The sequence below is a fragment of the Brevundimonas sp. KH_058 genome (genome assembly GCF_057838505.1).
In genome coordinates, this window is sequence record NZ_CM174469.1 from 1,291,022 (window position 1) to 1,303,334 (window position 12,313).

Genomic DNA, 12,313 nt, shown 5'->3' on the forward strand with positions numbered 1-12,313 from the left:
GCACGATCCAATCGGAGCAGCTTTGACCATGGCGATGATTTATCCGGTTATCATGTGCGGTGGAGCGGGCACGCGGCTCTGGCCAGCTTCTCGCCCCTCCCGACCCAAGCAGTTCATTCCTCTGGCCGGCAATCGGTCCCTGTTTCAAGACGCCGTGGAGCGCGCCCTTCCGCTGATGGAGAAGGGCGGCGAACTGATCGTCGTGGGGGGAGAGCAGCATCGCCTGGAGATTCTGGCTCAACTGGACCAGGTCGGCGCTACGGCGACCATCTTCCTGGAACCCGAAGGCCGCGATTCCGCCGCCGCCATGGCTGTCGCAGCGCTGTGGACCGCCCAACAGCACCCGCAAGCCATCAATCTCTTCGTCGCCTCCGACCACCACATTCCAGACCACGGCGCATTTCACGCAGCAGTGCAGGAAGCCGCCATAGCTGCAGACAAGGGTCGCATCGTCACTTTGGGAGTCGTGCCCACAGAACCGTCCTCCGCCTACGGCTACATTGCACCGTCCGGTGCAGGCCTCACCGACGTCGCGGCCTTCGTTGAAAAGCCCGACGCCCTCACGGCCGAACGCCACATCCACAACGGCTTTCTGTGGAACAGCGGCAACTTCATCGTGCGCGCAGATGTGCTGATTGAGGAACTGTCCCAACAGGCGCCCGCAGTCATGACGGCCACCAGGGACGCCCTTGAGCATGCGGAATTCAACGGGCGATACCGATTGCTTGGGCCGCAGTTCTCCAACGCTCCGAAGATTTCGATCGACTATGCAGTGATGGAAAAGACAACCCGTGCGTCGGTCCTTCCCGTGCGGTTTTCCTGGTCCGACCTCGGGGCCTGGGACGCGGTACAAGCCTCCGGCGAAGGCAGCGTCGGGCTGCATCTTCTGGAAGACTCCGAGGGCTGTCTGGTACGGTCATCCGACGGCGTCATGGTCGCAGTTATCGGTCTGCGAGACGTGGGTGTCATCGTGGAACGCGATGCCGTGCTGGTCACCGACCTCAGGCGCAGCCAAGACGTCAGGAAAGTCGTCGAGCGGCTCGGGAAACTGTCACCGACGCATCTCGATTTTCCGACGCCCGCCCCGGAGTCGCTGAAAAGCGGCGCTGAACGGCTGGCGACATGGTTGCGTCAGTCCGCGCTTCCCGTTTGGTGCACGTTGGGACAGGGGACGTCCGGAGCCTTCGAAACACTTCTGAGCACGAGCGGGCGTCGCATTGCGACATCGCACCTTCTTCAAGTTCAGGCGGCCCAGCTAGAAGCCTACGCCCAAGCCGGTCGCCAGGACTGGCCTGGGCCATGGCGGGCAGTGATCGAAAAAGGTCTGCCGTACCTGCCATTGGACGGCGATCAACCTGAACAAGGCGATCATAGCTGCTTGCCTGTCGCCTTGGCCGCTATTTTCGCAGCGACAGGCGCCTCCTCGGTGGAGCGCGACGCCACAACCCTTCGCGACCGTCTTTTAGGGGACGAGAACGAACCACCCGACCAAGCGAAGTCTCTCATCCTGCTGGAAGGCGCGCTTGCTTGGGCAGGCATAAGCGCCGACCCAGGCTGGCGCCGGGCTGCAGACCAGATCGTCAGCCTGATGCAAGACACATCAGACATCGATCATCCGGCGTCGCCTGGCGACCTATTCTATCGGGCCTGGCTGCTGGCCCGCTACAGCCGATTGACATCCGACACCGCCGCACTCGTGAACGCCCGCAAGTTCTTCAAGGCTGGGCTTCAAGGCATCGACTTGAAACGCGGAGTCGCCGTGGAGGCCGTGAGCGACCAAGGCCTCCTTCAGAGTGGTCGCGCCCGGCTCTGGTCGCAGACGCAATGGCTCAAGGCGTCACTGACCCTCGCGTCTATGGCCGACGACGGCCCATGCGCGGCCTCGCTGGAACAGGCAGGGTCCGCGCTGCGCGCCGTATGGCTTTTCCTTACACCTCAAGGCCTCTGGCGCGACGCCATGCTCGAAAACGGCGACTTCATTGATGAACCATCACCGGCGCTGTCGCTCCGTTCGATCATGACGGCTCATATCCAGCTTCGGGAAACGCTGGGGGCCTTGGCCCACGATGGGGACAATAGCCTTCAACTGTCCTGAGCCGCACCCACAACCCGACTCGACGATGATAATCGCTGTCTCGCCTTCGTCATTCGAACCGTCTAGAAGTTCCGCCCTTACTCAACGGCTCAGGGTCCGCCCGCCTCAATGCGCATCGTTCTGGCCACCGACGCCTGGGAACCTCAGGTCAATGGCGTCGTCCGCACCCTGACCCGCACGGTCGCGGAATGCCGTGGCATGGGCCATGAGGTCGAGGTCATCGAGCCCAGCCTATTCAAGACCATTCCCTGCCCCACCTACCCGGAAATCCGGCTGGCGCTCGGGGCGGAAGAAGAGATCCGCGAGATGCTGCGGGCCTTCGAGCCTGAGGCCGTGCATATCGCCACCGAGGGTCCGATCGGCATCGCCACGCGTCGCATCTGCGTGGAATGGAAGCTGCCGTTCACGACCAGCTACCACACCAAGTTCCCCGAATATGTCTCGGCCCGTTTCCCGATACCGGTCCAGGTTGGCTACGCCTATATGAAGTGGTTCCACAAGCCGTCGGGCCGGCTGATGGTGGCGACCCCGACCCTGCGCGACGAACTGGTCGAACACGGGTTCAAGAACGTTTCACCCTGGTCGCGAGGCGTCGACACGGACGTTTTCAACCCCGAGCTGGAACGGATTTACGACGAGCTTGGGGGCAAGGACTGGCCCCGGCCCTTCTTCCTTAATGTGGGCCGTGTAGCGGTCGAGAAGAACATCGAATCCTTCCTTCAGCTCGATCTGCCCGGCACCAAGATCGTCGTCGGCGATGGACCCGCCCGTGCGGAGCTTCAGGAGAAATATCCCGAGGCCAAGTTCCTCGGCGCCCGGTTCGGCGACGAGCTGGCGCGCTGCTTCCGCGACGCCGATGTGTTCGTCTTCCCCAGCTGGACCGACACCTTCGGCCTGGTGATCCTGGAAGCCATGGCCGCCGGCACGCCGGTCGCCGCCTATCCGGCCCACGGCCCCATCGACATCATCCCCGGCTCAAACGCCGGGGCGATCGACAAGGAACTCAGGACCGCTTGCCTGGAGTGCCTCGAACTCGACCGCAAGGTCGTGCGCGCCTATGCGGAGAAGTTCAGCTGGCGCGCCTCCGCCGATCAGTTCGTCGAGAACCTGCAGCCCTATCCCGAGCCGGAGCGCGGCCGTTTCTGGCGTCGCCTGCGCCGCATCGCCCGTATTCGCAAGCGCGCCGCAGCCTGAGCCGCACAGAATGCTCATTCCCCGGCAGGACCTGAAGCCGAATACGGCGGATTATGAAAACCTGGCCTTCGTAAAGCCGACCGGTTTCCGCGAATACGATGCACGCTGGATCCTGGAAAAGGAGATCAACCTTCTCGGCATCCAGGCCCTAGGCCTCGGCCTGGCGACCTATGTCCACGAGATCGGCGTGCCGCCAAAAATCGTCACCGGCCATGACTTCCGCGGCTACAGCCTCAGCGTCAAACAGGCCCTGATCCTGGGCCTGCTGGAAGGCGGCATGGAGGTTCTGGACGTGGGTCTGGCCCTGTCGCCCATGGCCTATTTCGGCCAGTTCGAACTGAACGCGCCCTGCGTCGCCATGGTCACCGCCAGCCATAACGAGAACGGCTGGACGGGGGTGAAGATGGGGGCGAACAAACCCCTGACCTTCGGCCCCGAGGAAATGGGCCGGCTGAAAGAGATCGTGCTGAACGGCGAAGGCGTGGCCCGCCCGGGCGGCAAGCTGGGTCGGGTCGAAGACTTCCGCGAGACCTATGTCGCCGACGTGGCGTCAAAGGTTCAGATCAAGCGGCCGCTGAAGGTCGTCTGCGCCTGCGGCAACGGCACGGCCGGCGCCTTCGCCCCCGACGCCTTGCGCCGCATGGGCGTCGAGGTGATCGAGATGGACACCGACCTCGACTACACCTTCCCCAAATATAATCCGAACCCGGAAGATCACGCCATGCTGATGCAGATGGCCCAACGGGTGCGTGAGACGGGCGCCGACCTGGCCCTAGGCTTTGACGGCGACGGCGACCGTTGCGGCGTGGTGGACGACACGGGTGAGAAGATCTTCGCCGACAAGATCGGTCTGATGCTGGCCCGCGACCTGTCCGAGGTCTATCCGGACAGCACCTTCGTGGTCGATGTGAAGTCGACCGGCCTCTACAAGACCGACGAAGTCCTGAAGGCCAACGGCGCCGAGGTCGTCTACTGGAAGACGGGCCACTCCTACATCAAGCGCAAGACCGCCGAACTGGCCGCCCTGGCCGGGTTCGAGAAGTCGGGCCACTTCTTCATGGCCGGCGACCTGGGCCATGGGTATGACGACGGCCTGGTCGCGGCCGGCGCGGTCTTGGCCATGCTGGACCGCAATCCGGGCAAGAAACTGAGCGAGCTGAAGGCGGCGCTGCCGGACGCCTGGACCAGCCTGACCATGTCGCCCCATTGCGACGACGAGCTGAAATATGGCGTGCTGGAGCGGATCGTGAAGGAATACTCCGACTTGGCCGCAGCAGGCGGCGAAATCCTGGGCCGCAAGATCCTTGAGGCCATCACCGTCAACGGCGTGCGGGTGCATCTGGAAGACGGATCGTGGGTTCTGGTCCGCGCCTCGTCGAACAAGCCGGAACTGGTGGTCGTGGTCGAAAGCATGCGGTCGGAAGACGACATGCGAGATCTCTTCCGCAAGGAGATCAAACCCCGCCTCGCCGCCTATCCCGAAATCGGCGCCTTCAACCAGGAAATCTGAAAGATCACAGAGGGCTGAACCAATCGGCCCCGTGACCGCTTCCTCCCTCGGCTGCTGCCAGGAGGAAAGATTGCCGCGATACTTTTTCCATACCCAAAATGGCGACTGCATTCGCGACGACCAGGGCGAGGAGCTGAAAAGCGTCGACGCCGCCAGAGAGGAGGCCGTCGCCGTTCTGGGCGAAATCCTGCGTTATCGTGGGGCTTCCTTCTGGACGACCCGCGCCTTCAGCGTCATCGTCACGGATGCGGACGGCCAGACGGTCGTCAGCGTCACCGCAGCCGCTTCCGATGATGCGCCTGACGGGTGGAGCCTGGTGGACAGCGCCCAATGAGCAGACTTCAAGCCACGCCCAAGATCACGACCCTGGTCGAGAAACTATCCCTGCGCGACCGCATCTCTCCCGAAGAGATCGAGGCTCTGCAGAAGGCGCTGGAGCCGCCCAAGACGGTCGCCGCCGGTTCGGACATCGTGCGGGAACATAGCCGACCGCTGCACAGCACGCTTCTGATATCCGGCTTTTCCGCCCGCTATTCCACGCTGGAAGACGGCGCGCGCCAGATCACCGAGATCAATGTGTCGGGCGACTTCATCGACCTGCACAGCCTGCTGATGAAGCAGATGGACCATGGAGTCGTCGCCCTGACGGAGTGCGTCATCGCCGAGGCGCCCCATAGCGGCCTGATCGATATCACCGAGCGCCATCCGCACCTGACGCGTCTGCTGTGGCTGGACACCATCATCGACGCCGCCGTCCACCGCCAATGGCTTGTCGCCATGGGTCGGCGCAGCGGCCTGGGTCATCTGGCCCATCTGGTATGCGAGCTCTATCTGCGTCTTCAGGCCGTCGGCCAGACCGGCGACATGACGTTCGATCTGCCGCTGACGCAGGCCGTCCTGGGCGACGCTTTGGGCCTGTCGACAGTCCATGTCAGTCGCCTGATCTCGGAGCTGCGCGGCGAAGGCGTTATCAACTGGTCGAACGGTCAGATCGACATCCTCGACTGGCGCCGCCTGGCCGAGATCGCCGAGTTCGATCCGACCTATCTCAGACTTCAAAGCGACCCCGTTTGACCGCTTAACGCATGTTATCGCGTAAAACGCCGTTTGGCGGTCTAGACGATGCATGTCCACGTCGAACCTCGCGCGATCCCTGCTTTCCCTGCTAGCGGTGCAGGGATTGGATGAAGGCGACGCCTTCGACGCCGCGCCGGGCGAGCGCACCAGTCTGACGCTCGATGGCGAACCGCTGGTGACCTTCATTCTCGACGGCGTCGCCGCACGTATCGGACCCGATGAGACATTGTCGCGCGGCCTGGCCTCAAGCGACGATCTGATCAACTTCGACGCGGTGCTGGGGCGGGGCGAAAAGGAAGTCGCCCTGTGGCTGACGGCGGGACGGTTCCTGACCGTGCCGGCGCGACGGCTGGTCCAGCGCATCGATCGCGACACCCTGGTTGAAGCGACCCTGACCGACCTTCGTCAACGCAACGCCGCCCTTCAGGCCGAACTGGGGCGTCACGCCGACCTCAAGGTGACCCAACGCTTAGCCGCCCTCATCCTTGACGTTCACGACCAGGGCGGCGGCGATACAGTGTCATTGCGCCAGAGCGACCTGGCGGACCTGATGGCGGTGCGGCGCGCCAGCGTCTCGACCGCCTGCACCGAACTGTGCGCGGCCGGCGCGCTGCGCCTACGCCGCGGCGCGATCCAGATCGCCGATATGGAAGCCCTGCGCGAGACGGCGGTTGCGCCTCACTCCACCGTGACGGACTTGGCCAGGTTGCGAGGCTGATCGACGTCGGTGCCCTTCTGGACGGCGGTGTAATAGGCCAGCAGCTGGACCGGCACCGCATAGACCAAGGGCGCGATCAGGGGGTGACAGTCAGGCGCATGGATGCGGCGAATGCCGGCGCCGTGCGGATCGGGGGCCTTTTCCGGCGCGATCATGATGACCGGCCCGCCGCGCGCGGCGACTTCCTGCAGGTTCGACGCGGTCTTCTCGAACACCTCGTCCAGAGGGGCCAGGGCGATGGTCGGCGTCTCTTCGTCGATCAGGGCGATGGGGCCGTGCTTCAGTTCGCCGGCGGCATAGCCCTCGGCGTGGATATAGCTGATCTCCTTCAGCTTCAGCGCGCCCTCCATGGCCAGTGGGAACATGGCGCCCCGGCCCAGGAACAGGACGTCGTCGGCCTTGGCCAGATCCTGGACGACGGCGCGGATGCTGTCGCCCATCGTCAGGGCCTCGGCGATCAGGCGCGGGCTTTCGAACAGGGCCTTGACCAGTTCGGCCTCCTGGACCGCTTCAATCCGGCCGCGCGCCACGCCCGCCGCAACGGCCAAGGCTAGGAGGGCCGCGACCTGGGCGGTGAAGGCCTTGGTCGAGGCGACGCCGATTTCAGGGCCGGCATGGGTGGGCCACAGCACGGCCGCTTCGCGCGCCATGGACGAGGAATGGACGTTGACGACGGCGGCGGTGTTCAACCCTTGCGCCTTGCACCAGGTCAGGCTGGCCAGGGTGTCGGCCGTCTCGCCCGACTGGCTGACGGCGACCGCCAGCGTCTTTTGCGTCACCGCCGGGGAGCGATAGCGGAACTCGGACGCAATCTCGACGTCGCAGGGCAGGCCCGCCAGCTTCTCGAAGGCGTAGCGGCCGATCTGACCGGCATAGAAGGCGGTGCCGCACGCCACGATCTGGATGCGGTCGATGGCGGCGAAATCGACGGTGTTCGTCTTGGCCGTACCGGTCACCAGGTCGAGATATTCCGACAGGGTGTGCTGGACGCTGTCGGGTTGTTCATGGATCTCCTTTTCCATGAAGTGGCGATATTCGCCTTTCTCGACCATGGCCGAGGAGGCCGAGACCTGGACCACTGCACGATCGACCGGCTTTCCGGTCACGTCGAACATCTGGGCGCCGGCCTTGGTCACGGCGACGTAATCGCCCTCTTCCAGGTAGGAAATCTTCTGGGTGAAGGGACCGACCGCGAGCGCGTCGGAGCCCAAATACATCTCGTCCTCGCCCCAGCCGACCACCAGCGGGCTGCCGCGCCGTGCGCCCAGGATCAGGTCGTCCGTGCCGTCGATCAGCACCGCCAGCGCATAGGCGCCGGTCAGTCGGTCCAGGGTGATCTTGAACGCCTCAAGCGGCGCACGACCCGTGTTCAGCTCGGCGTCCAGTAGATGGGCGATGACCTCGGTGTCGGTCTGGCTTTCGAAGACATGGCCCTCGGCGGCCAGTTCCGCCTTCAGCTCGGCGAAGTTCTCGATGATGCCGTTGTGGACCAAGGTGACGCGCCCGGCCTTGTGCGGGTGGGCGTTGGCCGTCGTCGGGGCGCCGTGCGTCGCCCAGCGGGTATGGCCGATGCCGACCGTCGCCGTCATCGGCTCCTCGGCCAGAACGGCTTCCAGATTGCGGATCTTGCCCTTGGCGCGGCGGCGCTCGACTGCGCCGTCAACCACGGCGGCGACGCCGGCCGAGTCATAGCCGCGATACTCCAGTCGCTTCAGGCTGTCGATCAGCCGGGGAACGACAGGTCCGTTGCCGGTGACGCCGATGATGCCGCACATAAGCGAAGGCTCCGAGAGGTCAGGGAAAGGGGCGCCGCTTTGCACTGGCGGCGATCCGGGGCTAAGCCACACATCAAGCCCCACCGGCCGTCTATGCAATCTTAAGGCGGGCCGCATCAAAAAAGGGGTTTCGGAACGTTACCCGAAACAAAGGACCAGGCCTTGGGCGACAGAAAATATTTCGGCACCGACGGCATTCGCGGGCGCGCCAACACCTATCCGATGACGGCCGAGGTCGCGCTGCGCGTGGGTCTGGCCGCCGGAAAACTGTTCCGCACCGACGACGACCGCCGCCATCTGGTGGTGATCGGCAAGGACACGCGCCTGTCCGGCTATACGATCGAGCCGGCCTTGGTCGCCGGGTTTGCGTCGGTGGGCATGGACGTGCGCACCTTCGGCCCCGTGCCGACGCCGGGCGTGGCCATGCTGACCCGGTCGATGCGCGCCGACCTGGGAGTCATGATCTCGGCCTCGCACAATGACTACGCCGACAACGGGATCAAGCTGTTCGGGCCGGACGGCTACAAGCTGTCGGACGAGATCGAGCTGAAGATCGAGGCCATGATGGACCAAGGCCTGGACCAGGGTCTGGCGCCGTCGAACAAGCTGGGTCGGGTCAAGCGGATCGACGACGCCCAGGCCCGCTATATCGAGATCGCCAAACAGGCCTTCCCTAAGCGGCTGACGCTGCAAGGGCTGCGCATCGCGGTCGATTGCGCCAATGGCGCCGGCTACAAGGTCGCGCCCACCACCCTGTTCGAACTTGGCGCCGAGGTCTTCCCCGTCGGCGTGACGCCGAACGGAACCAATATCAACGCCGAGTGCGGCTCGACCCATCCGGCGACCCTGGTCGATGCGGTCAAACGCTACCGCGCCGACATCGGCATCGCCCTGGACGGGGACGCCGACCGGCTGATCATCTGCGACGAGAAGGGCCAGGTCGTGGACGGGGACCAAATCATGGCCCTGGTCGGACTGGACTGGGCGAAACGCGGCCTGCTGACCGGCGGCGGCGTGGTGGCCACCGTCATGTCCAACCTGGGGCTGGAGCGCCGGCTGACGGCCGAGGGCCTGACGCTGGAGCGGACCAAGGTCGGCGACCGCTACGTGATGGAGCGGATGCGCGAGGGCGGCTTCAACATCGGCGGCGAACAGTCGGGCCACATCATCCTGCACGACCACGCCACCACCGGCGATGGCCTGATGGCGGCGCTGCAGGTGCTGGCGGTGCTGGTCGAATCCGGCAAGCCGATGAGCGAACTGGCCCGCCAGTTCGATCCAGTCCCGCAAAAGCTGGAGAACGTCCGCTTCACCGCCGAAAAGCCGCTGGAAACCGACACGGTCAAGGCCGCCATCGCCGACGCCGAGGCGGCGCTGAACGGTCAGGGCCGCCTGCTGGTGCGGCCGTCAGGCACGGAAAAACTGATCCGCGTCATGGCCGAGGGCGACGACGAGGCTTTGGTGAAGCGCGTGGTGTCTGAAGTTGCAGCGGCTGTGAAAACAGCAGGGTGAGACCCACAACACAATGTACGAACCTATGCGGCGTGTGCGTGCAACTTCGCGGTTCACAGCGTCTGAGTTTACGGTAGACTCTTCCTATGCGGTCCGATCTGGAACATCTGCCGGAGCGTCATCAACGTGAACTTCGACGCGTTCGCGACATCTTGCTTGCCGGATTTGAAGCAGCCAGGACAAGCGGCGGCGGCGCCAACTCTGGTTGGCGACGCGGCGGCCAGATTCTCAAGATCATCCTCTTCGGATCGTACGCACGGACGGACTGGGTCGACGAGCCGGAGAATGGCTATCTCTCTGACTTCGACCTTCTGATCGTGGTCAACCACGAGAAGCTGACCAACATCGCCGACTACTGGTGGAACTCCGAGGACCAGATCCTACGCGACCCGGCCATCGGCCGCACCGTCAATCTGATAATCCATGATCATCAGGACGTGAACGCCGCCTTGCGGCGTGGTGAGTACTTCTGGACCGACATCGTCCGCGACGGCATCGCCCTTTACGAAATCCCCGGCCATCCCTTCCCGACGCCGCAGCCGATGACAGCCCAGGCCGCTGCCGAAATGGCAGATCGCCATTTTGAAGCTAAGGCGGCAGACCTCAGGCGGTGGATCGATACGGCTGAATACCAAACTGGAAGGGCTGCCACGGACGAAGGCTTCCGCAAGCTAGCCGCCTTCAGCCTGCATCAGGCGGTGGAGACCGCCTACGCCTGCTTCCTTCTCGTCCACACCTTCTATTTTCCGCGCTCGCACAACATCAAGTTCCTCCGCTCGCTAGCCGAGGACGTAAACACCAGCCTGGTCGAGACCTGGCCGCGTGAAAGCCGCTTTGATCGCCGCCGATTCGAACTGTTGAAACGTGCCTATGTCGAAGCGCGCTATAGCGACCAATATGATGGCTCGTCCGAAGACCTGGAGTGGCTCATGGCGCGGGCTCGGTGTCTGCGCGATCGGGTCACCGAACTCAGCAAAGCGCGCATCGAGGAACTTAAGGTGAAAGCAGGGAGCGCCGGATAGGTCGTCAACCTTGGAACACGCAGATGCAAATGCAGCAGCCGAGTACGAAGATCGTCTTCTGAACCGAAAGGAAGCGTCGCGTGAACTCGCGGCCTTGGGCATTCAACTCGCTCCGTCTACGCTAGCGAAAATGCTGTGTCTGGGGTTGGACGGCCCGCCCTACGTCCACCTTCGAAGACGGCCCTACTATCCGAGACATCAGCTTCGAGAATGGGCCTGGTTGCAGGTCAGTGAGCCTCGGCGTTCATCGCGTGAGCCTCGCATCCCGCAGAAGGCCAGGGGATAGGGATTCAGCGCGGCGCTGATTATTTGCCCTTCGAAGCGGCCACATCATCCAGGCAAGATTGGGCTGCAGAAGCCTGCGGATCGCCTGTGACAAAGCCTGCAGAACATCAGGGCCGCCGCGCGTGCCCATTTGAATGCAGCTTGGTCGGAAGGCACGGAGTGAGAATCCCAAGTTCTCCGTTTATGGGTTTGTTCGGATAAGTTACCGTCCAGACGCCCGGGCGGCCCCCGCGTATGTCCAGGCTTCGGCTAAAGGCGGCGGCGCATGGCTCAACCATGTTCTCAACGGCCGGCGCATGATCAAGGCGCAAGCGAAAGTCGTGCGGATATCGCGCCACACTTGCCAACTGTGAGTGAATGATTCATGCTGGTGACGCGTCGCAGAGCGGCGTCGAGGCGTGAGAACCTCGGTTGAGACGAAACCCGCATTACGCGCTTGCACGTCTGTATGGGCGCGGCTGCGCCGTGGCCTTTGCGCTTGCCTCAACCGTGGCTCGACTTCCGTCAGTCCGGACGGTCGGTCTCGTTGGTCGGAGGCGAACCCTTGGCGTCTGGTGGTCGACAGTCGAAATCTATGCCGGCGCTCTCGACCGGGAGCGACGCCGAGACCCTGTTCGCTACCTACGGCGCATGGTTCCTCAGATCGTTGCGTCAGCAGTATGGAGCCGACCTCGCCGAGGACCTCCTGCAGGACACCTACCTCAAAGTCCTGCGTCAGCAGCGCCCTGCCGAAATCCTCAAACCGAAGGCCTTTCTGCTTCAGGTCGCCCGCAACCTGTTCTTGAGCCGTTATCGCCGCGATCGCCGGCGAGAAGAACTGGATGCATGGCAGTCACCTCCATCCAGCCAGGCGGCTGCACAGGATGCATCCCTGCTCCTTCAGGACATTGTGCTGAGCCTTCCGCAACCGCTCCGTGAGGTGTTCCTGCTCAGCCGCTTCGGCGGCATGACTAACCAGGAAATCTCTCACCACCTCGGCATCCGGCTGAAAACGGTCGAATGGCGCATGACCAAAGCTCTCGCCCAATGTGCTGCACAGTTGCGAGATTGAGGCCGCGGGTCGGAGCGTTCCGGCCGCACACTCATCCTTCGCAAGCGCGATCCGACAGCTCCAGAGTTGGGCTC

The 12,313-nt window shown here is 63.8% G+C and carries 10 protein-coding genes; 9 read left to right on the forward strand and 1 reads right to left on the reverse strand.

Annotated elements, in window-relative coordinates; translation table 11 throughout:
- Positions 1–28: 28 nt before the first annotated feature.
- The 6 genes from AC3ISA_RS06160 to AC3ISA_RS06185 all read left to right on the forward strand — a co-directional run bounded on the left by AC3ISA_RS06160 (position 29) and on the right by AC3ISA_RS06185 (position 6,594).
- Positions 29–2,095: a sugar phosphate nucleotidyltransferase gene (locus tag AC3ISA_RS06160; protein ID WP_489179762.1), complete on the forward strand. Its 2,067-nt coding sequence runs from the start codon at positions 29–31 to the stop codon at positions 2,093–2,095.
- 108 nt (positions 2,096–2,203) lie between these two features.
- Complete coding sequence (locus AC3ISA_RS06165; protein WP_489179763.1) at positions 2,204–3,289, forward strand: glycosyltransferase family 4 protein; 1,086 nt, start codon at positions 2,204–2,206, stop codon at positions 3,287–3,289.
- A gap of 10 nt (positions 3,290–3,299) precedes the next feature.
- Positions 3,300–4,799: a phosphomannomutase/phosphoglucomutase gene (locus AC3ISA_RS06170; RefSeq protein ID WP_489179764.1), complete on the forward strand. Its 1,500-nt coding sequence runs from the start codon at positions 3,300–3,302 to the stop codon at positions 4,797–4,799.
- A 70-nt stretch (positions 4,800–4,869) separates the two neighbouring features.
- Positions 4,870–5,133, forward strand: coding sequence for a DUF6894 family protein (locus tag AC3ISA_RS06175; protein WP_346495564.1), 264 nt, complete (start codon positions 4,870–4,872; stop codon positions 5,131–5,133).
- Positions 5,130–5,873, forward strand: coding sequence for a Crp/Fnr family transcriptional regulator (locus tag AC3ISA_RS06180; protein WP_314123269.1), 744 nt, complete (start codon positions 5,130–5,132; stop codon positions 5,871–5,873). The genes AC3ISA_RS06175 and AC3ISA_RS06180 overlap by 4 nt, the downstream gene beginning before the upstream one ends.
- Before the next feature lie 52 nt (positions 5,874–5,925).
- Positions 5,926–6,594, forward strand: a complete 669-nt coding sequence (locus tag AC3ISA_RS06185) for a Crp/Fnr family transcriptional regulator (protein WP_372691542.1) — start codon at positions 5,926–5,928, stop codon at positions 6,592–6,594.
- On the opposite strand, the gene glmS is transcribed toward AC3ISA_RS06185, so the two are convergent.
- Positions 6,555–8,369, reverse strand: coding sequence for a glutamine--fructose-6-phosphate transaminase (isomerizing) (gene glmS / locus AC3ISA_RS06190; RefSeq protein ID WP_489179765.1), 1,815 nt, complete (start codon positions 8,367–8,369; stop codon positions 6,555–6,557). The genes AC3ISA_RS06185 and glmS overlap by 40 nt on opposite strands.
- A 162-nt stretch (positions 8,370–8,531) precedes the next feature.
- Between glmS and glmM the strand changes: the two genes are divergently transcribed.
- The 3 genes from glmM to AC3ISA_RS06205 all read left to right on the forward strand — a co-directional run bounded on the left by glmM (position 8,532) and on the right by AC3ISA_RS06205 (position 12,239).
- Entirely contained in the window at positions 8,532–9,881 is a 1,350-nt protein-coding gene (glmM, locus tag AC3ISA_RS06195) for a phosphoglucosamine mutase (RefSeq protein WP_372691545.1), read from the forward strand.
- 86 nt (positions 9,882–9,967) lie between these two features.
- On the forward strand, positions 9,968–10,903 hold the full coding sequence (locus AC3ISA_RS06200) for a HEPN domain-containing protein (protein ID WP_372691546.1): 936 nt from the start codon (positions 9,968–9,970) through the stop codon (positions 10,901–10,903).
- 859 nt (positions 10,904–11,762) lie between these two features.
- Entirely contained in the window at positions 11,763–12,239 is a 477-nt protein-coding gene (locus AC3ISA_RS06205) for an RNA polymerase sigma factor (protein WP_489179766.1), read from the forward strand.
- Positions 12,240–12,313 lie beyond the last annotated feature (74 nt).

Bases quoted from the DNA above. Each gene is read 5' to 3' on its own strand.
- AC3ISA_RS06160 (WP_489179762.1), top strand. From the start codon at position 29: ATGGCGATGATTTATCCGGTTATCATGTGCGGTGGAGCGGGCACGCGG.
- AC3ISA_RS06180 (WP_314123269.1), top strand. From the start codon at position 5,130: ATGAGCAGACTTCAAGCCACGCCCAAGATCACGACCCTGGTCGAGAAA.
- AC3ISA_RS06165 (WP_489179763.1), top strand. From the start codon at position 2,204: ATGCGCATCGTTCTGGCCACCGACGCCTGGGAACCTCAGGTCAATGGC.
- AC3ISA_RS06200 (WP_372691546.1), top strand. From the start codon at position 9,968: ATGCGGTCCGATCTGGAACATCTGCCGGAGCGTCATCAACGTGAACTT.
- AC3ISA_RS06170 (WP_489179764.1), top strand. From the start codon at position 3,300: ATGCTCATTCCCCGGCAGGACCTGAAGCCGAATACGGCGGATTATGAA.
- glmS (WP_489179765.1), bottom strand. From the start codon at position 8,369: ATGTGCGGCATCATCGGCGTCACCGGCAACGGACCTGTCGTTCCCCGG.
- AC3ISA_RS06185 (WP_372691542.1), top strand. From the start codon at position 5,926: ATGTCCACGTCGAACCTCGCGCGATCCCTGCTTTCCCTGCTAGCGGTG.
- AC3ISA_RS06205 (WP_489179766.1), top strand. From the start codon at position 11,763: ATGCCGGCGCTCTCGACCGGGAGCGACGCCGAGACCCTGTTCGCTACC.